At 71.2% G+C, this 18,861-nt stretch carries 14 protein-coding genes; 5 read left to right on the top strand and 9 right to left on the bottom strand.

All coding sequences use genetic code 11. The features are described 5' to 3' along the window. Window positions 1-83 precede the first annotated feature (83 nt). The gene (locus ACTRO_RS41490; protein WP_034272003.1) at window positions 84-533 is read right to left on the bottom strand and encodes a MarR family winged helix-turn-helix transcriptional regulator; all 450 of its coding nucleotides are present in this window, start codon (window positions 531-533) and stop codon (window positions 84-86) included. Between the two features lie 112 nt (window positions 534-645). On the opposite strand from ACTRO_RS41490, the gene ACTRO_RS41485 reads away from it, so the two are divergent. Continuing rightward, window positions 646-1,332 (top strand): NAD(P)H-dependent oxidoreductase, encoded by a 687-nt coding sequence (locus ACTRO_RS41485; protein WP_034272001.1) that lies wholly within the window; start codon window positions 646-648, stop codon window positions 1,330-1,332. Here the strand turns inward: ACTRO_RS41485 and ACTRO_RS41480 are convergent. Genes ACTRO_RS41480 through ACTRO_RS41470 form a run of 3 tightly spaced genes read right to left on the bottom strand, consistent with a single transcriptional unit; the run spans window position 1,297 to window position 3,619 of the window. After that, window positions 1,297-2,334, bottom strand: a complete 1,038-nt coding sequence (locus tag ACTRO_RS41480; RefSeq protein WP_034271999.1) for an ABC transporter permease subunit — start codon at window positions 2,332-2,334, stop codon at window positions 1,297-1,299. The two genes, ACTRO_RS41485 and ACTRO_RS41480, sit on opposite strands and share 36 nt — an antisense overlap. After that, on the bottom strand, window positions 2,331-3,233 hold the full coding sequence (locus ACTRO_RS41475; protein ID WP_034271997.1) for an ABC transporter ATP-binding protein: 903 nt from the start codon (window positions 3,231-3,233) through the stop codon (window positions 2,331-2,333). The genes ACTRO_RS41480 and ACTRO_RS41475 overlap by 4 nt, the downstream gene beginning before the upstream one ends. After that, a complete protein-coding gene (locus ACTRO_RS41470) occupies window positions 3,230-3,619 on the bottom strand; it encodes a GntR family transcriptional regulator (RefSeq protein WP_034271995.1) in 390 nt (129 codons plus the stop codon). Before ACTRO_RS41470 ends, ACTRO_RS41475 begins: the two co-directional genes overlap by 4 nt. A gap of 152 nt (window positions 3,620-3,771) precedes the next feature. On the opposite strand from ACTRO_RS41470, the gene ACTRO_RS41465 reads away from it, so the two are divergent. Next, window positions 3,772-4,461 carry an alpha/beta fold hydrolase gene (locus tag ACTRO_RS41465; protein WP_034271993.1) on the top strand — a complete coding sequence of 230 codons (690 nt, stop codon included), beginning with the start codon at window positions 3,772-3,774 and terminating at the stop codon, window positions 4,459-4,461. Between the two features lie 2 nt (window positions 4,462-4,463). Here ACTRO_RS41465 and ACTRO_RS41460 read toward each other — a convergent pair whose 3' ends face one another. After that, window positions 4,464-5,594, bottom strand: a complete 1,131-nt coding sequence (locus ACTRO_RS41460) for an alpha/beta hydrolase (protein ID WP_034271991.1) — start codon at window positions 5,592-5,594, stop codon at window positions 4,464-4,466. A 295-nt stretch (window positions 5,595-5,889) separates the two neighbouring features. On the opposite strand from ACTRO_RS41460, the gene ACTRO_RS41455 reads away from it, so the two are divergent. Further along, window positions 5,890-7,599 (top strand): cellulase family glycosylhydrolase, encoded by a 1,710-nt coding sequence (locus tag ACTRO_RS41455; RefSeq protein WP_051452196.1) that lies wholly within the window; start codon window positions 5,890-5,892, stop codon window positions 7,597-7,599. A 317-nt stretch (window positions 7,600-7,916) separates the two neighbouring features. Beyond that, on the top strand, window positions 7,917-11,039 hold the full coding sequence (locus ACTRO_RS41450; protein WP_034271989.1) for a GGDEF domain-containing phosphodiesterase: 3,123 nt from the start codon (window positions 7,917-7,919) through the stop codon (window positions 11,037-11,039). Window positions 11,040-11,079: 40 nt separating this feature from the next. On the opposite strand, the gene ACTRO_RS41445 is transcribed toward ACTRO_RS41450, so the two are convergent. Further along, window positions 11,080-12,819 carry a SpoIIE family protein phosphatase gene (locus ACTRO_RS41445; RefSeq protein ID WP_034271987.1) on the bottom strand — a complete coding sequence of 580 codons (1,740 nt, stop codon included), beginning with the start codon at window positions 12,817-12,819 and terminating at the stop codon, window positions 11,080-11,082. A gap of 317 nt (window positions 12,820-13,136) precedes the next feature. Here ACTRO_RS41445 and ACTRO_RS41440 point away from each other — a divergent pair, with 317 nt between their 5' ends. After that, complete coding sequence (locus ACTRO_RS41440) at window positions 13,137-16,724, top strand: choice-of-anchor D domain-containing protein (protein ID WP_034271985.1); 3,588 nt, start codon at window positions 13,137-13,139, stop codon at window positions 16,722-16,724. Between the two features lie 79 nt (window positions 16,725-16,803). On the opposite strand, the gene ACTRO_RS41435 is transcribed toward ACTRO_RS41440, so the two are convergent. The 3 genes from ACTRO_RS41435 to ACTRO_RS41425 form a co-directional block, all read right to left on the bottom strand. Next, entirely contained in the window at window positions 16,804-17,001 is a 198-nt protein-coding gene (locus ACTRO_RS41435) for a hypothetical protein (RefSeq protein WP_034271983.1), read from the bottom strand. Window positions 17,002-17,099: 98 nt separating this feature from the next. Continuing rightward, complete coding sequence (locus ACTRO_RS41430) at window positions 17,100-17,468, bottom strand: hypothetical protein (protein ID WP_034271981.1); 369 nt, start codon at window positions 17,466-17,468, stop codon at window positions 17,100-17,102. Window positions 17,469-17,668: 200 nt separating this feature from the next. Beyond that, entirely contained in the window at window positions 17,669-18,835 is a 1,167-nt protein-coding gene (locus ACTRO_RS41425; RefSeq protein WP_034279030.1) for an arginase family protein, read from the bottom strand. Between the last annotated feature and the right edge of the window lie 26 nt (window positions 18,836-18,861).

Here is an 18,861-nt window from a genome sequence, read left to right as displayed (position 1 = left end):
TCAGGTATGCGAAAGATCCTAACCGGGTCTCCCCCGCCTCGATGAGCCAGGTCGTCAACAGGCTGACCTCGGCCGGACAGGCCCTATTCGCCGCTGAGCGTGTCGTGCATCGAGCCGAGCACCTTGATCGCGGCCTTCATCTCGTCCGGATCGACCGCGGACACGATCGCCGAACGCTGACGGGTGAAGGCCGTGTCGCCGCGCCGGACCAGGTCGGTGCCGGCCGGGGTGAGGGTGACGGTGTTCTCCCGCCGGTTGCGCGGGGAGGTCTCGACGTTCATCAGGCCGGCCGCGACCGCCTGGTCGATCTGCCGGCTGACCGTGCCCTTGGTCAGCCCGAGCCGGTCGGCGATGCCCTGCTGGTTGAGCGGCCCGGGGTGGGCGTCGACCACGGACAGGACCAGGAACTGGGCCAGCGAGATGCCGAGTTCCTGCTGGAACAGCGCCTCCCCGCCCCGGTCCATCAGTCCCGCGACACGGCGGATGAGGAACCACAGCGTGGCCAGGTCGTCGGGCAGCGGCGTGCTCTCCATGCCGCCAGGATACCCACCTGTTTGACAAGCAACGGTTTCGAGTGCAACTGTTGCAGAGGAAACAGTTGCACGAGAAACCGTCCACCCCGATCCTGACCACGGGAGCGTCGCCATGCGCATCTTGCTGATCCTCGACCACCCCTACACGCTGACCTCGGCCGAGAACATCCCGCACCGCCGCAGCTTCACCGCTGCCGTGGCCGCGGCCGCGATGGGCGGGGCCGCTCGGGCCGGGCACCAGGTCGACCTGATCGACCTGGCCGCCGACGACTTCTCCCCGGCGATGAACGCGCAGGACCTCGCCGCCTGGCGCCAGGGCCGGGTGGTGGACCCGCAGGTCCTCGACTACCAGCAGCGGCTGCTCGCGGCCGACCACCTCGTGTTCGCGTTCCCGGTGTGGTGGGAGGCGATGCCGGCGGCCACCAAGGGCTTCCTCGACCGGGTGCTGACCAAGGGCGTCGTCTTCGACGAACTGCCCGCGGCCAAGGGCAATCCGTTCCGCAACCTGATGCCGCGGCTCGGCGGCGTCACGGTGCTCTCCATCATGACCACACCGCACGCCGCCTACCGCTGGTGGTACCGCGACCCGCTGACGAAGATCCTGTTCAAGGGCACCTTCGCCAAGATCGGCGTCAAGGATCTGACCTGGGTCAACTACGACCGGGTGACCGAACGCGACTCGGCGGACCGGCAGCGGCTGCTGCGCGAGACCGAGCAGCGCTTCGCCGCCCTCAAGCCGCGCCGGACCGCCCCGACGGGCGCTTCAGCGGCGCCGGACCCACAGGAAGCAGAAGCCTGACATCAGCAGCGCGAGCCCGGTGAAGACCCCCGTCTCAGCCCACTGCATCGGCCAGTAGTTGTCCGCGGGCTGGAAGGTGACGCTCTCGTGCAGGTGGTAGCCGGCCAGGCAGGTGCCGATCTGCCCCAGGTCCAAGCCGCCGCCCTTCTCCTGCGCGGTGCCCTCCGCCGGATCGACGAAGCACTTCGCGTAGGCGGCCATCTCGACCGGACGGCCGTCGGCGGTCTCGACCGGAGACTCGCTCAGCTTCCACGAACCCTGCGGTGTCGGCAGCCCGCCGAAGTGCATGTAGTGCTGCGGACCCATGGTCGCGTAGTCCCAACTGGTGAAGTCCCCCATCGACTGGTCGATCGGATAGGTGAGCGTCGCCGGCGGCACCAGGTGCGCTCGCACGACCGTCGGCATCAGGATCTGCATACCGGCGAAGAGTGCGAGCGCGACCGCGATCGCGGGAACCGTGCGCCGCAGCACGAGGCCCGCGGTGACGCCGGTGGCGAAGGCGAACAGGCCGTAACCGATCGCCACGAAACCGTGGGTGGGGAAGACCTGGGCCCAGTACCGGGTCTTCGCGATCGGGTCGAGCGGCCGGGACCACCACGCCATCAGCACGTCGAGAAGCCCGACGACCGCGATCGAGACGGCACCGAGGACCAGGAGCTTGGCGACGAGCCAGCGGCCGCGCGTGACGCTCTGGTTCCAGGCGAGCTGATGCGTGCCGGCCTCGAACTCGTGGGCGATCAGCGGGGATCCCCAGAAGATCCCGGCGAGGCCCACCACGGCGAGGAACAGCACCTGGGTGAAGTTGAATATCGCGGTGTGGGCGAAGAAGAACGACCAGCCCGAATCGCCGCAGTCGTCCTGCGAGACGCAGGCGATGTGACCGATCAAGACCGCGTGGCGTATCGCCAGGCCGCTGATCACCAGGTAGAGCACCATCGCGGCGAGGACGGCGAGACCGGTCGCCGCCTGGCCGCGGAACTGACGCCAGGTCAGCCAGATCATCGTGCGACTCCTGTCAGATCGGTCGGCTCGCTTCTCAGGGCCGGCTGGGCGGCGCGCTCCATGTAGGCCAGCACCAAGTCCTCGAGGTCGAGGCGCTCGGCGGCCCAGTCGCCGACCGGCGGCTCGGTCTCTCCGCGCACGATGAACGTGCTCTGCCGCTCCGTGTGCGTGGCCGAGACGACGCGCAGGCCCGGGGGCAGATCCGCCTGTTCGCGCCGCGTGCACACGATCCGGTGGTGACGCGCGATCAGATCGTCGGTCTCCCCGGCGAGCAGGACCCTCGAGGCGACCAGCAGGACCAGGTAGTCGCAGACGCGTTCGAGGTCGGAGACCAGGTGCGAGGAGAGGATGACGCTGGTCTCGTGCTCCGCCACCGACTCCATCAGCTGGGCGAGGAAGCCGCGGCGGGCGAGCGGGTCGAGGCTGGCGACCGGCTCGTCCAGCAGCAGAAGCTCCGGCCGCTTGGCCACGGCGAGGGTCAGCGCGAGCTGGGCGCGCTGACCGCCGGAGAGCTTGCCCGCCTTCTGCTTCGGGTCGAGGCCGAGCTGCTGGATCCGGTCGTGGGCGGCCTTCGCGTCCCAGCGCGGGTTGAGCTTGGCGCCGAGCTTGAGATGGTCGCCGACGCTCAGCGCGCGGTAGGTGGGCGTGTCCTGCGCGACGTAGCCCACCCGGGCCAGCTGCGCGGGACCGGCCGCGGGCGAGGCGCCGAGCACCTCGATCCGGCCGCTGCTCGGCGCGAGCATCCCGCAGGCGAGCTTGAGCAGGGTGGTCTTGCCCGCGCCGTTGGGCCCGACCAGGCCGACGACGTGCCCGGGGGGTATCTCCAGGGTGCACTCGGCCAGCGCCTGGCGCCGGCCGTATCTCTTGCCCACCGCGTGGGCCGAAAGTACCGCGGTCATGACTCCTCTTCGGGGTTCTCGCGGAAGGTGCTCTGGAACATCGCCTCGATGCCCGGTTCGGTCAGGCCGGCCGCGCGGGCCCTGCCCAGCCACGCGCGCAGCTCCTGCTGCAGCGGGCCGTGCTCGGCGAGCGAGGCCTGGCCCAGGGATCGGGTGATGAAGGTGCCGACGCCGGGCTTGGCCGCGGCCAGGCCCAGATGCTCGAGTTCGCGGTACGCCTTGCTCACCGTGTTCGGGTTGATCGCCACCTTGGCGACCACCTCTTTGACCGTGGGCAGCTTGTCGCCCTCCGCCAGCAGCCCCAGCAGCAGCGCCTGGCGTACCTGCCCGACGATCTGCAGGTACGGGGCGAGGCCGGAGCGTGTGTCGAGATGGAACTCGATCACCTCAACTCCTATTCCACTAGGTTCCTAGTAGAATCAGACTATGCCGACCCGGCGCACCGCCGTCAAGCACGGAGCGGCGGTTGCGGAGAAATGTCCGAACCGGGCGGTAGCGTGGCCGTGCCAGGGAGCTGATCATCGACGGGAGCGGGCGGATGGCACGGTTCGTACTCATTCCGGGAGCCGGCGGCGAGGCGTGGTACTTCCACCTGCTCGTCGAACAACTCGAGGGCCGCGGCCACGAAGCGATCGCGGTGGACATCGCCGAGGACGACCCCCGGCTCGGGCTCGAGGACTACGCCCGGCAGGTGCTCGCGGACGCGGCCGGCCACCCGGAGACGGTGCTGCTCGCGCAGTCCATGGGCGCCTTCACCGCGCCGGTCGTGGCGAGCCGCACGCCCTTGCGCGCGCTCGTGCTGCTCAACCCGATGACCCCGATCCCGGGCGAGACCCCGGGCGAGTGGTGGGCGCAGACCGGCCAGCCGCAGGCCCGGGTGGCGGCGGACCGCGCCGCCGGGCGCGACCCGGAGTTCACGGTGGAGACGCACTTCTTCCACGATCTGCCCGACGCGCTGCGCGAGGAGGCGGCCAAGGGCGGGCGCACCCCCGCCACCACCCCGTTCGACCAGTCGGCCGAGTTCATCGCGTGGCCCTCGATCCCGATCAAGGCGATCGTCGGACGCGACGACCGGCTCTTCCCGCTGGAGTTCCAGCAGCGGGTGATCCGGGAGCGCCTGGGCATCGAGCCCGAGGCGATCGACGGCGGGCATCTGCTGGCGCTGAGCCGGCCGGCCGAGTTGGCCGACCGGCTCGAGGCGTTCCTCGCGAAGCTGCCGGAAGCCTGAGCTCAGCCCCGCGCGGCGAGCCGGGCGGCGAACTCGCGCACACCGTCGACCACGGCGTTGAAGCGGGCCGAGTTGAAGCGGTCGAAGGAGTGCTGGCCGCCGGGGAGCTTTGCGAAGACGACCGGCCGGTCGGACACCGCGTGCAGCGCGTCGGCGAAACGGCGGGCGTCCGCCAGCGGCACCAGCGTGTCGTGGCTGCCGTGAGCGATGAAGAAGGGCGGCGCGTCCGGCGTCAGGTGCCGGTACGGGGAGTACTCGTCTCCGTCCGGCCTACCGAAGTAGCCGGCGAGGCAGATGACCGCGGTCACCGAGGTATCGACGTGCTCGAACCCGGGCTGGTAGACCGGCTCGTTCGGGGTGAGCCCGGCCAGCGCGGCCAGCAGGCCGCCGGCCGAGGTGCCGGCCAGGTACACGGTGTCCGGGTCCGCGCCGTACTCCGTTCCGTGCGTACGCACCCAGCCCAGCACCTTCTTCACGTCGATCAGGTGCTCGGGGAAGCCGACCTTCGGCCGCAGCCGGTAGTTCGCACTGATGCAGACCCAGCCCTCGGCCGCGAGGCGGTAGAGCAGGGCGCGCGCCTCGATGTTCTTGCTGCCGCGGAAGAAGGCGCCGCCGTGCAGGTGGATGAGCACCGGCGCGTTCTCGACCGGCTCGCGGCGCCGGTAGACGTCGAGGCGGTTGCGCCGGCCGGCTTCGCCGTAGGAGAGGTCGGCGATGCGCCGCACTCCCCGTCGGCCGAAGACCCACGGGAAGCGGAAAGCGCCGAGCCAGGCGGGCACGCGCGACCGGCCGGCTGCCACGACCGGGCGATCGGCGCCGAACCCCTCGTCGAGCGCGGCCTCGATCACCCGGTCGGTGCGCGCCCCGCGCAGCGCCAGGGCGAGCAGGCCCACGGCCGTCACCAGGAACAGCGCCGAGCCGACCCAGCCGATCGCCGAGCCGAGCCCCGGTTCGCCGAGGCTGGCGAGCACCGAACCGGCCAGCACCGCGAAGACCGCGAGCGGCGCCTCGTTGTAGACCACGCCGAGCACGAGGCTGAGCAGGCCGAGGACGAACGGGCGGCGCCGGCCGAAATAGCCGACCAGGGTGCACAGGGTGGCGAGGACCGCGGTGATCAGATAGCCGTAGGGCATGTGCCGAGATTATCAGGGGCCTGTTGTTGCAGGGCGGTGCCCGGCCGATGCGCCCGGCCCGGGACAGGGACGAACCGGGCCGGGGGCGCGGTGCCGGTGACGGGGGAAGAGGTGAAATTTTCACCTGCGACGATCCGCTCCCGAGGCTTTCGGCGCAGCTCAGCCGGGTGCCGGCGGCCGCCGGAGATCGCCGGGGCGCGCACCGCGTAAGCGGGCGGCGCGCGCCGGGTAGCTTCCGTCTCGGCCGAGACCGGCCGCCCGGCCGGACGGCGAACCCTACCCCGGGAGTGATGCGATGACCTTCTCCGACGGGACCCCTCGCGGCCGTGCCCGCCCGGCCGCGCTGTGCTCGCTCGCCGTCGGCGCCGTGCTGGCGCTGCTCGGCACGCTGCTGTTCGTCACCCTGCCCTCGGCCTCGGCCGCCACCTCCGCGGCCACCGGCGCCGGGGCTGGCTACTGGCACACCTCGGGCAACCAGATCCTGGACGCGAACGGCACCCCGGTGCGCATCGCCGGGATCAACTGGTACGGCTTCGAGACCCCGGACGAGATCGCGCACGGCCTGTGGGTGCAGGACTACCACACCGTCATCGACGATATCAAGAAGCTGGGATACAACACCATCCGGATCCCGTTCTCCAACCAGATGGTGCAGACCCCGATCGTGCCGCAGAACATCGGGTTCTACAACACCGGGCCGATCAACCTGGATCTCAAGGGCCTGACCGCGTTGCAGGACCTGCAGAAGATCGTCACCTACGCCGGGCAGGACGGCCTCAAGGTCATCCTGGACGACCACCGGTCCGAGGCCGGCGAGTCGGCGGAGGACAACGGCCTCTGGTATACGAGCACGTATACCAACCAGGACTGGCTCAACGACTGGACCACCATCGCCACCATGTTCGCGGGCAACCCGACCGTGATCGGCTTCGACCTGCGCAACGAGCCGCACACGCCGACCGGAGTGGCGTACGCGAACGGCGCCACCTGGGGCAGCGGCAACACCAGCACGGACATCCGGCTGGCCTATGAGGCCGCGGGCAACGCCATCCTCAAGGTCGATCCCAATGCCCTGATCTTCTGCGAGGGCATCAGCGAGTACCCGGACAGCGCCGCCTCCGGCGGCTACGACTCCACCTGGTGGGGCGGCGAGCTCGAGGGCGTGGCTCAGTACCCTGTCACGCTGAGCTCGGCCGGCCACGTGGTCTACTCCGCGCACGACTACGGCCCGAGCCTGTTCCAGCAGACCTGGTTCAACTCCTCCACCACCTCGGCCAGCCTGGACGCGGTGTGGAACCAGAACTGGGGCTACATCTACACCCAGGGCATCGCGCCGGTGTGGGTGGGCGAGTTCGGCACCGACAACACCGCGAGCGACGTCTCGAGCAGCGCCGCGGGCTCACAGGGCCAGTGGTTCTCGTCGCTGGTCTCCTACATCGCGAGCAACAAGTGGATGGGCTGGACCTACTGGGCCCTGAACGGCGAGGACTCCTTCAGCCTGCTGGACGGCAGCTACGATCCGACGCCGGTGAGCGCGGCGAAACAGTCGCTGCTGGCCTCGATCGAGTTCCCGCTGCCCGGCGCGCAGAACGGCACCGCCCCGCCCAGCGGCTCGGCCTCGGCCTCGGCCTCGGCCTCGGCTTCGGGCTCCACCGGCGCCTCGGCCTCCGCGGCGCCGACCGGCAAGTCCTCGGCCACCTGCACCTACTCGGTCACGAACTCGTGGTCGGGCGGGTTCCAGGCGCAAGTCGTGGTCGCCGACACCGGCACCGCGCCGATCAACGGCTACACGCTGGCCTGGACCTTCCCGGGCGACCAGAAGATCAACAACATGTGGGGCGGCACTTACACCCAGAGCGGTGAGGCGGTCAGCGTCACGCCCGCCTCCTACACCGCCGACATCCCGGCCGGCTCCTCGGCGACGATCGGCTTCACCGGCACGTACACCTCCAGCGACACCTCGCCGACCTCGTTCACCCTGAACGGGGCCGCCTGCTCCGCCTGACGATCGTGGCGGACGGTCCGCCCTCCCTCTCCAACTGGGGGCGTCGGCCGGATCGTCCGCCCCCACCTGCCTTCCCTCTAACGGGTCGGCCGGATCGTCCGCCCCCACCTGCCTTCCCTCTAACGGGTCGGCCGGATCGTCCGCCCCACCTGCCTTCCCTCTCCAACTGGGGGCGTCGGCCGGATCGTCCGCCCCCACCTGCCTTCCCTCTAACGGGTCGGCCGGATCGTCCGCCCCCTCGCCCGGCGCCGAAGATGGGGCTATGCCCCTGTGCCCGAGCCTGCGCAGCCGAGCCCGCGAGAGGCGGGCGGTCCGCGGTGGCTGAGCAGCTGCCCGCGCATACGAACGGTCGAGGCCCGTCCGCCCGCTGGACGGGCCCCGATCTCGTCCGGGCGGGCTACCTCGCCCTGGTCGCGGTGCTCGTCGCGACCGGCGCGGCGGTCGGCGGCGGGACGGCCCGGTCCTGGCTGTGGGGCCTGGCGGGGCTGAGCATCGTGGCGGCGATCTGGCTGGGGCCGAACCTCAACCGCTTGGCCGAGCGCCGGGCCTGGCGGCTGCTCAGCCTGGCCGGGCTGCTGCTGCTGGCCAGTAGCTACGACCTGCTGGCCGAGGCGGTCTCGGCGAACCTGGCCGGCCGGGTGCCCAACGTCTTCGACTTCGTGATCTGCGTGGCCTACCCGCTGGCCGCGTTCGCCGTGCTGATCATGGCCATGCGCGGCAGCCCGCTGGCGATGTGGGCGCGGCTGCTCGACGCCATGATCGTGCTGGCCGCGATCAGCCTGTTCACCTGGCAGCTGCTGGTGGTGCCGCTGGCCGCGAGCTCGCTGCCGTCCACCACGGTCCGGGCCATCGCGATCGTCTACGCGCTCGGCGACGCCTTCATCCTGGTGGTGCTCAGCCGCCTGCTCTACCCCGCGCCGCGCTCCCGGCCCAGCGTCGTGTGGCTGCTCGTGATCGGCACGGCGATGATGCTGGGCGCGGACATCGTCTACAGCCTGGTGCAGCTCGGCGCGGTGCAGGCGGCCCGCGGGTCGGTGCGCGACACGCTGCAGGGCGTGGTCTGGCTCTTCGGCCTCGGCGCCTGGGGTGCGGCGGCGCTGAGCGCGTCGGCCGGCGAGATCTCCCGCCCGATCAGCACGACCGACACCGCCCCGGCTCTGCGCAGCGCGATCGTGCTCAGCGGCGCCGTACTGGCCGCGCCGGTGGTCGGCGTGGTGGACCAGCTCACCCACCGCCACTACGACGGCCTGACCCTGGTGGTGTTCGGCGCGGTGATCGCACTGCTGCTGGTGGCCCGGCTGACCGTAACGCTGGCCCAGGCGAACGCGCGGATGCGCAACTCGCGCAACCTGAGCCGGGCCGGGGACCGGCTGGTGGCCGCGAACGGGCCGGACCAGATCGTGAGCACCGTGCTGGACACCGCCGGGCAGCTGTCCGGCGCCGGTCCCGGCGCGGTCGCGGTCGCCGCGTCGGACGGCTCGGACGTGCTGGTGGCCACGAACCGGGCGCCCGGCGAGCCGCCGCACGCGGTGACCGCGCGCTCGCCCTCGGCCTGGGTCGCGGCCTACTTCGGGGCGCGGCGGCACGCGGTGATCAAGGCCCCGGACGCCGACGGCGACGACACGGGCCGGCTCACCCTCGGCGTGGCCGACGAGCGGGTCAGGCTCGGCGAGTACGCCAACGCCCTGCGGGTGCTGGTGTCGCAGGGCTCGCTCGCGCTCAGCCGGCTCGGGCTGACCCGGGAGATCAGCCGCCGGGACAACGAGGCCTACTTCCGCGCGCTGGTGGACAACGCCTCGGACGCGATCCTGATCATCGAGCAGTCCGGCCGGGTGCGTTACGCCAGTCCCTCGGCCGCGGAGCTGTTCGGCACCGACGACCCCGCGTCGGCCACCCCGGCCGAGCTGTTCGGCCCGGACAACGCGGCCTGGGTGGCCAGGGAGCTGGCCGAGCCGGTCAGCCCCGGCAACGAGTCCACCGTGCGCACGGACTGGGCGCTGGACCGGCCCGGGCTGGGCCGGCTCGAGCTCGAGGCGGTCTGCTCGGACCTGCGCGACAACCCGACCGTGCGCGGGCTGGTGCTGACCGTGCGGGACGTGACCACCCAGCGCCGGCTCGAGCGCGACCTGAAGTACCACGCCTACTACGACACGCTCACCGGACTCGGCAACCGGCTGAAGTTCCACCGCCGGGTCGAGCTCGAGGTCGCCCGGGTCACCGCGAACGGGCCGGTGCCGACCGTGCTGCAGCTGGACGTGGACGACTTCCGCGAGCTCAACGAGGTGCACGGGCGCGACATCGGCGACGTCATCCTGATCACGCTCGCGCGCCGGCTGGCCGAGCAGCCGGGCCACCTCGAGGTGGCCCGGTTCGACGCGGACACCTTCGCCGTGCTGCGCACCACGGCGACCGGCTCGCCCGAGGAGTGCGTGCAGGCGGCCGAGGAGCTGACCCGGCTGGTCTCGGAGCCCTTCGACCTGCCGGTCGGCCAGCTCGCGGTGACCTCCAGCGTCGGGATCGCCACCGCCCGGGACGACCGGCGTTCGGAGGACCTGATCCGGGACGCGCGCCTGGCGCTGGAGGCGGCGCGGATGCCGGGGCGCAACTCCTGGCACCGGTTCGAGCCGGAGATGCTCGAGCTGCGGCTGGAGCACGCGCGGCTGCACCGCGACCTGGAGACGGCGATCGAGCAGAACGCGTTCGTCCTCTACTACCAGCCGGTGGTGGACCTGAGCACCGGCGGGATCGTCTACTTCGAGGCGCTGGTGCGCTGGCCGAAGGACGACGGCGGGGTGGTGCCGCCGGACAAGTTCATCCCGCTGGCCGAGGAGACCGGGCTGATCGTGCCGCTGGGCCGGTGGATCCTGCGCCAGGCCACCCACGACGCGGCCCTGCTGCGCGGCGAGCCGGGAGCCGAGCACGTGCGCATGTCGGTGAACATCTCGGCCCGCCAGTTCGCCGTGCCGGGTCTGGCCGCGGACGTGACCGGCGCGCTCGAGGACGCGGGGCTGCCGGCGGACGCTCTGGTGGTGGAACTGACCGAGAGCGCGGTGCTCGGCCGGGAGGACGGCGGCGCGGTGCTGGAGGAGATCAACTCGCTCGGCGTGCGCCTGGCCATCGACGACTTCGGCACCGGATACTCGTCGCTGAGCTACCTGCACCAGCTCCCGTTCCACACCCTGAAGATCGACCGGTCCTTCGTGGAGGCGATCGAGACCTCGCAGCTGCGCGCCGACCTCATCCACGGCATCATCGGCATCGCCCACACCGTCGGCCTGCACGTCGTGGCCGAGGGCGTGGAGACCGAGCGGCAGCGAAGCATGCTGACCGACGCGGGCTGCCACTACGGACAGGGCTACCTCTTCTCCCCCGCGCTGCCGCTGGCCCAGGCGCGCGAGTACCTGCGCCAGAGCGGGAGCGCGGAGTACGAACGGACCTGACGCCGCGTCGGGCGGGGCCTGCCTGCGAACCTGGCCGAGGTCAGTCGTACACGCGCAGGATGAGCAGCGCGGCGTCGTCGGAGGTGATGTCCTCCGGCGCGCACTCGGCCACGATCCGTTCGCACAGCGCCGACAGATCGGCGCCGGAGGGATCGCCGAGGATCCGGTGGGCGCCTTCGGCGAGCCGGGCGAGGCCGGTGTCGATGTCCTCGCCCCGCCGCTCGATCAGGCCGTCGGTGTAGAAGAGCAGCATCGAGCCGGGCGCCAGATCCAGGCTCAGCGCGCGGGCCTGGCCGGTCAGCGCGAGCAGGCCGAGCGGCGCGCCGAGGGCTTCTTCGTACACGTACTTCGGCCCGTCCGGTCCGAGCAGCAGCGGCGGCGGGTGCCCGGCCCCGGCCAGCACGCAACGGCGGCTGGACGGCTGGATCTCGGCCACGCACATGGTCGAGGACTCGCCGAGGCCGGTGGCCACGCACCAGTGGTCGAGCAGGTCCACGAGCTCGAGCGGGCCGGGCGGGACGGTGCCCTCGGCCGGCAGGGTGTAGGCGCGCACAGCCGAGCGCATCTGGCCCATCGTGCCGACCGCCTCGATGCCGTGGCCGACCACGTCGCCGATGACGAGGCTGAGCCGGCCGTCGCCGAGCACGGACACCTGGTACCAGTCGCCGCCGGCGTACATGCCGGTGGATCCGGCCCGGTAGCAGGCGGCGATCTCGAACCCGGGCGGCTGCGGCAGCCGGGTCTGCATCATGCCGCGCTGCAGTGCGGAGGCCACGTCCCGGTCCCGGGCCCGGATCCGGGCGTTGACGATCAGCTGGGCGATGATGCGCCCGCAGGTCTCGATCAGCTGGAGGGTGTGCGGGCTGGGCATGCGCACCCGGCGGAAGAGCGAGACCACCGAGCCGAGCACGGCGCCGTCGGTGGAGCGCAGCGGCAGGCTGTGCAGGGAGACCGCGCCGAGGGCGAGCGCGACTTCGCGGTAGCTCTCCGGCAGCCCCGGTTCGCCGCTGACGTCGACGATGTTGGTCGGCAGGCCCAGCATGGCCCGCTGCGAGGTGTAGAGGAACTGCGGGTCGAGCGCGTTGACCCGGGCGACGTGCTCGTCGAGCAGCCCGTGCGAGGCGACCATCTGCAGGTCGCCGGTGTCCGGCTCGGCCAGCACGATCAGCACCGCGTCGGCGCCGTCGAGCTCGGCCACCACGTCCACGGTCTCGGCCAGCAGCGAGTTGAGATCGGAGCGGCTGGAGAGCCGCTCGATCAGGCCGTGCACCCGGTTGAGCTCGCTGACGTGGGTGTCGAGCTCCTGCTGGATCTCGCCGAGCTGGTCGAGGAAGGCCCTGGTCTGGGTGAGGTCGATGACGGTGGAGACGTAGGCGAGCGCCTGCCCGTCCTCGCCGCGCACGGCGAAGGCGTCCACCGAGATGGTCTTGTCGCCGCGGCGGCCGTGGTAGACGTACTCCTCCGGCTCGACCACCTCGCCCGCGGCCATGCAGCGTTCCAGCGGGAGCGTGCCGGGGCGCACCGAGCGGCCGTCCGGATGCGCGATGCGGCTCCAGTCCATCCGCATGCCGCCGGACTCCGCGTCCTGTTCGAAGGGCTCGAAGAAGTCGGTGGCCCACTGGTTGACCAGGGTGGTCACCCCGTCCGGCTTGACCGCGACCACGCCGACCGGCATCTGGTCGAAGACGGCGCCGAGCAGGTCCTCGGCTCCGGTGACGGAGGCGAGGTCGGGCTCCCGCGCCGGCTCGGGCCGGATCGTGGGGAAGTCGGTGGGCTCCATCAGATCTGTTCCGGTCGCAGGGGGGTTCCGGTCGGCGGCGGGCGCCGGACGCGGGCGCGGCGCCACCCAGCCTAGGCCCGCTGACCGGCCCGGCGCCGTCCCGCTGCGCCGTCCGGCGGAACGGTCCGGTCTTTGCAGTGCGCGCGCACATCCTGTCTCGGTCATGTCTATCGATCTTGCGGTTGACAGCAATGATTCCACAAAGTTTCGTGGAGATATTGCACATCGATGTCAGTCGCGTTACCTTCTCCCGTGCTCGAACCGGTCGGACCCACCGCGCCGGTCACGCACAGTCCACGGAAGGAACACACACCGAAGTGTCGATTCAAGGACTCAGGCGCCGCGCCGCCTGGGCGGGAGCCGGAGCGCTCCTGGCCTCGGGACTCGCGGTCGCGGCGGGCGCTGCCCCCGCCGCGGCTGCGTCCACCGCCACCGGCGGCAGTGGCGCCACGCTGCCGTATGTGGAGGTACAGGCGGAGAGTTCCGCCACCAACGCGACGGTGATCGGCCCCAGCTACACCCAGGGCCAGCTCGCCGACGAAGCGTCCGGCCGCAAGGCCGTGACCCTGCAGGGCTCGGGGCAGTACGTCACCTTCACCACCCCGGTCGCCACCAACTCCATCGACTTCCGCTACAGCATCCCGGACACCTCCAACGGCTCGGTCTACACCGCGCCGCTCTCGCTGTACGTCAACGGGACCAAGCAGACCGACTTCACCCTGACCAACGCGTACAGCTGGTACTACGGCAGCTATCCGTTCACCAACACTCCGGGTTCGGGCAACCCGCACCACTTCTACGACGAGGTGCACCGGCTCTTCACCACCACGTATCCGGCCGGCACCACCTTCAAGCTGCAGGTCGACTCGGAGGACACCGCGTCCTCCTACACCATCGACCTGGCCGACTTCGAGAACGTCGGCGCGGCGCTGACCCAGCCGTCCGGCTCGGTCTCGGTCACCGGCGAGGGCGCCGACCCGAGCGGCGCGGCCGACTCGACCAACGCCTTCAACGCCGCGATCGCCGCGGCCGGCTCCGGCGGCACGGTGTGGATCCCGGCCGGCACCTACAACGTCCCCGGCCACATCGCCGTCAACAACGTCACCATCGCCGGCGCCGGCATGTGGTACTCGACCGTCACCGGCACCGCGCCCGGGTTCTACGGCAACTCCGCGCCGAACCCGAGCACGAACGTGCACCTGCAGAACTTCGCCATCTTCGGCAACGTGCAGGAGCGCGACGACAGCGCCCAGGTCAACGGCATCGGCGGCGCGATGAGCAACTCCACCGTCTCGAACATCTGGATCGACCACGAGAAGGTCGGCGCCTGGATGGACGGGCCGATGACGAACCTGACCTTCAGCGGCATGCGGATCCGCGACACCACCGCGGACGGCGTCAACTTCCACGGCGGCGTGACCGACTCCACCGTGACCAACAGCGACATCCGCAACACCGGTGACGACGGCCTGGCCACCTGGGCCGACTCCGGCATCGGCGCGGACGCCTTCGACACCTTCTCCAACAACACCGTCTCCGACCAGCAGCTCGCGAACGGCATCGCGATCTACGGCGGCAACAACAACACCGTGTCGGGCAACCTGGTCCGGGACACCGGCATCACCCAGGGCGGCGGCATCCAGGTCGGCCAGCGCTTCAGCTCCACCCCGGTAGGCCTGACCACCATCTCCAACAACACCCTGATCCGCGACGGCTCGCTCGACCCGAACTGGCAGTTCGGCGTCGGCGCGCTCTGGTTCGACGGCAGCCAGGGTGCCGTCACCGGCCCGATCAACGTCACCAACGCCCTGATCGAGCAGAGCCCCTATGAAGCGATCCAGTGGGTCGAGGGCACGGTCAGCGGGGTCAACCTGAACAACGTCAGCATCGTCGGCACCGGCACCTTCGCCATGCAGGAGCAGACCGGGGGCACCGCGACGTTCCAGAACGTCACCGCCACCGGCGTGGCCCAGGCCAACGCGGGCAACGCGCCCAGCTACAGCTGCGAGGGCAACTCGTTCGCCATCACCGACAACGGCGGCAACTCCGGGATCTCGCCGACGCAGTGCCTCAGCGACAACCCGACCCCGGTCTATCCGCCGTACCCGCCGTCCTCGGTCACGGCCAGCCCGTCCGCGCTCAGCTTCGGCTCCCAGGCCACCGGGACCACCAGCTCCGCGCAGACCGTGACCGTGGCCAACCCGACCGGCTCGGCCGCCTCGGTCTCCTCGATCTCGATCTCCGGGCCGTTCGCGCAGACCAACGGCTGCGGCTCGTCGATCGCGGCCGGCGGCTCGTGCACCGTCAACGTGACCTTCTCGCCGACCGCCGCCGGCAACGCGACGGGTTCGCTGACCGTGAACGCGGGCGGGGTGACCAACACCGTCGCACTCAGCGGCACCGGCACCGCCCCCGGCCCGGTGCTGAACGCCAACCCGGCGAGCCTGACCTTCCCCGCGACCGTGCAGGGATCGACCAGTTCGTCCCAGGCGGTGACCGTCACCAACTCGGGCACCTCCGCGGCGACGGTCTCCGGCGTCTCGGTCTCCGGGCCGTTCACGCAGAGCAACAACTGCTCGTCCATCGCGGTGGGCGGCTCGTGCACTGTGACCGTCACCTTCAAGCCGACCGCGGGCGGTAGCGCCACCGGCAGCCTGACCGTGACGAGCAACGCGAACAACAGCCCCCTGAGCGTCGGCCTGTCCGGCAGCGGGATCGGCGCCAACACCAACATCGCGCTGCAGGCCACCATGACCGGCAGCTCGACCGCGTCCGGCTTCCCGGCCACCAACGCGAACGACAACGACACCAGCACCTACTGGGAGTCGCAGGACGGCTCGGCCTACCCACAGACCCTGACCGCCAAGTGGTCCCAGGCGATGCCGCTGGCCAGCGTGACCCTCACACTGCCGCCGTCCTCCGCGTGGGCGACGCGCACCGAGACGCTCAGCGTGCTCGGGTCGAACAACGGCAGCAGCTGGACCACGCTGCTGGGCTCGGCCGGCTACACCTTCAACCCGTCCACCGGCAACACCGTCTCGTTCAACCTGCCGGCCAACTCGAACTACCAGTACCTCCAGCTCAGCTTCACCGGCAACACCGGCTGGAGCGCGGCCCAGGTCTCCGAGTTCGAGGTCTTCCCGGCCGTCGGCGGCGGCGGCACCAGCCCCGGCAGCGCCACCCTCACCGCCTCGCCGACCTCGCTGAGCTTCGGCAACGTCAACACCGGCACGACCAGCCCGTCCCAGACGGTGACGCTCACCAACACCGGCTCTGCGGCGGCCTCGATCTCCTCGGTCTCGGCGACCTCGCCGTTCGGCCAGACCAACACCTGCGGCGCATCCCTGGCCGCCGGTGCGAGCTGCAGCGCGACCGTGACCTTCGCGCCCACCAGCGCGGGCGCGGCGTCCGGCAACCTGACGGTGACGAGCAACGCGACCGACAGCACCTTGACGGTCGCGCTGTCCGGCACCGGGGCGAGCTCGAACACGAACCTGGCGCAGGGCCGCCCGGTCACGGTCTCGAGCTACACCCAGACCTACGTCGGGGCGAACACCGTGGACGGCAACACCAGCACCTACTGGGAGTCCGTCAACGGCAGCTGGCCGGCCACGCTCTCGGTGGACCTGGGCTCGAGCACCACGGTCGGCCGCGTCGTGGTGGACCTGCCGCCGTCCTCGGCCTGGCAGACCCGGACCCAGACGCTCTCGGTGCTGGGCTCGGCCAACGGCTCCACCTGGACCACGCTGGTCGGCTCGGCGACCTACACCTGGAACCCGAGCACCGGCAACACCGTGACGATCAACCTGCCCGCGGGGTCCTCGGCCCGGTACGTCGAGCTGAGCTTCACCGCGAACAGCGTGCAGAACGGGGCTCAGGCCTCGGAGGTGCAGATTTTCAGCTGATCGGCTGAGCATCTTCACAGCAGGACAGGGCGCTCCCCGCACGCGGCGGGGAGCGCCCTGTCCTTCGTTGCCGCATCGGCTACATCCGGAACACCGCCCCGAGGAAGTGGCTCGTGGAGTGGACGAACGAGCTGATCTCGCCGGCCAGCACGGTCGTGGACAGTTCGAAGCCCAGGATCATCGCGATGAACGCGTGGAAGAACTTCAGCCCGTCCTTGTGGATGAACAGATAGAGCGACCAGGCGAGGAGAAGGATGATCGGGAGGGTGAGCAACATGGCTGTTTCGCTTCCTCGGCCCGAGGTCCGCGAGGCGGGTGCGCCGGAGCCGCGGTGGTACGAGTACTGATTCGCAGGAACGATGGGCGGTCGGAGTGCTACCGGGGGTTGTAGGCGGCGAAGCGCGGCAGTGCGCAGCGATCGCTCTCCTGGCCGGTGGACAGGTCGGTCAGCCACATCGCGGCGAGCGCGCCGTCGGCCGGTTCGAGGTGGAGCAGCTCGATCAGGTCGTGTCCGAACTCGACGGTCCCGCCGTTGCCGGCGACCAGCACGCGTTCCCGGCCGTAGCCGGTGTGCACGACGATGGCGTAATGCTCGCGGTCGACCTCGCCCACCTGGAGCGCTCCGTCCACGCGGAGCTCGGCGGTCGGCCGCACCGGACTGAGCCGGAAGCCCTCCCAGGTGCCCGAGGCGGTGGCCGTGCCGAGCGCGAGGGCCCAATCCCCTGAGAAATGGTTCGTTGCCATGCCCACATCGTCCGGCGGCGCGCCGGGCTCTGCCAGTGGAGAGCGACCCGAATGGCCGCCTCATGCGCCGGATCGCGCTCGATCAGGCGGCGGCGCGCGGCGCTGCGGCCGTGGCCGCCGACCGTATTCGGGGATGAATACGGTTCTCATTCCAGCATGGCTCGCGCTCGGACGGCGCGCAAGCGGCCGCCGACGCGGGGTCAGGGCTGGGGATCGAGGCCGTGTTCCGGGAAGACCGCCTTTCGGGTGGCCATGATCGCGCGGTCGACCTCGTTCGCCGGGTCGTAGCCCTCCAACCAGCGGCGGAAGCCGATCTCGGCGTCGTCCCCGATGAACTCCGGCGCGTGCGCGTCGCCGGTCCGCCGGGCGACGTAGCCGCGCCAGCCGACCGGGGTGGGCGTCTCGGCGGGCACCGGCCGGTGCGCGGCCTCGGCCAGCGCCGAGGCCCAGATCCGCGGCACGACCTGGACCAGCGCGTAGCCGCCCCCGCCGAGCAGCAGCCATCTGCCGCCCGCGTGCCGGTGGGCGAGGCCGTGCAGCTCGGCCATCGCCGCGCGCTGGGCGTCGAGGGAGAGTTCGAGGTGCGCGAGCGGGTCGAGCCGGTGGCTGTCGCAGCCGAGCTGGGTCACCAGCACCTGCGGCGCGAACGCCTCGATCAGCGGCGGCACCACCGCGTCGAACGCCCGCAGCCACCCGGCGTCCTCGGTGTAGGCGGGCAGCGCCACGTTGACGCTCATGCCGAGCGCGTCGGGGCCGCCGGACTCGGCGGGATGGCCGGTGCCGGGGAACAGGCTGCGCGGGCTCTCGTGCACACTGATCGTCAGCACCCGAGGATCGTCGTAGAAAGCCGCTTGCACACCGTCGCCGTGGTGGACGTCCACGTCGACGTAGGCCACGCGCTCGGCGCCGAGCCGGAGCAGGTGGGCGATGGCGTAGGCGGCGTCGTTGTAGACGCAGAAGCCTGATGCCTTCGCGCGCATCGCGTGGTGCAGGCCGCCGGCCATGTTCGCGGCGTGTTCCGCCTCGCCGGTCCACACTGCCTCGGCCGCCCGCGCGCTGGCCCCGGCGATGAGCGCGGAGGCCTCGTGCATGTGGGTGAAGACGGGATTGTCGGGCGTCCCCAGGCCGAACCGGGCCAATCGCGCCGGATCGGTCTGCAGCGCGTCGCGGACCACGGCGATGTAACCGGGATCGTGGACGAGTTCGAGGTCTTCGTCGCTCGCCGGAGGCACCGGGACCAGGCGCACGCCCTCGGCGTCGAGCACGCCGAGCTCGCGGGCGAGCGCCATGGTGAGCTCGACCCGGATCGGGGCGAGCGGATGCTCGGGCCCGAAGTCGTAGCGCAGCATCGACTCGTCCCAGGGCACGAGCAACCGGGTCGGTGCCGTCGTCA

This window comes from Actinospica robiniae DSM 44927 (assembly GCF_000504285.1).
Taxonomy (GTDB): Bacteria; Actinomycetota; Actinomycetes; order Streptomycetales; family Catenulisporaceae; genus Actinospica; species Actinospica robiniae.
This window is presented reverse-complemented; position numbering and strand designations above follow the sequence as displayed.

What these genes read in the sequence shown, in the direction of transcription:
- ACTRO_RS41490 (WP_034272003.1), bottom strand. Translation starts at nt 533, where the DNA reads ATGGAGAGCACGCCGCTGCCCGACGACCTGGCCACGCTGTGGTTCCTC.
- ACTRO_RS41485 (WP_034272001.1), top strand. Translation starts at nt 646, where the DNA reads ATGCGCATCTTGCTGATCCTCGACCACCCCTACACGCTGACCTCGGCC.
- ACTRO_RS41480 (WP_034271999.1), bottom strand. Translation starts at nt 2,334, where the DNA reads ATGATCTGGCTGACCTGGCGTCAGTTCCGCGGCCAGGCGGCGACCGGT.
- ACTRO_RS41475 (WP_034271997.1), bottom strand. Translation starts at nt 3,233, where the DNA reads ATGACCGCGGTACTTTCGGCCCACGCGGTGGGCAAGAGATACGGCCGG.
- ACTRO_RS41465 (WP_034271993.1), top strand. Translation starts at nt 3,772, where the DNA reads ATGGCACGGTTCGTACTCATTCCGGGAGCCGGCGGCGAGGCGTGGTAC.
- ACTRO_RS41460 (WP_034271991.1), bottom strand. Translation starts at nt 5,594, where the DNA reads ATGCCCTACGGCTATCTGATCACCGCGGTCCTCGCCACCCTGTGCACC.
- ACTRO_RS41455 (WP_051452196.1), top strand. Translation starts at nt 5,890, where the DNA reads ATGACCTTCTCCGACGGGACCCCTCGCGGCCGTGCCCGCCCGGCCGCG.
- ACTRO_RS41445 (WP_034271987.1), bottom strand. Translation starts at nt 12,819, where the DNA reads ATGGAGCCCACCGACTTCCCCACGATCCGGCCCGAGCCGGCGCGGGAG.
- ACTRO_RS41435 (WP_034271983.1), bottom strand. Translation starts at nt 17,001, where the DNA reads ATGTTGCTCACCCTCCCGATCATCCTTCTCCTCGCCTGGTCGCTCTAT.
- ACTRO_RS41430 (WP_034271981.1), bottom strand. Translation starts at nt 17,468, where the DNA reads ATGGCAACGAACCATTTCTCAGGGGATTGGGCCCTCGCGCTCGGCACG.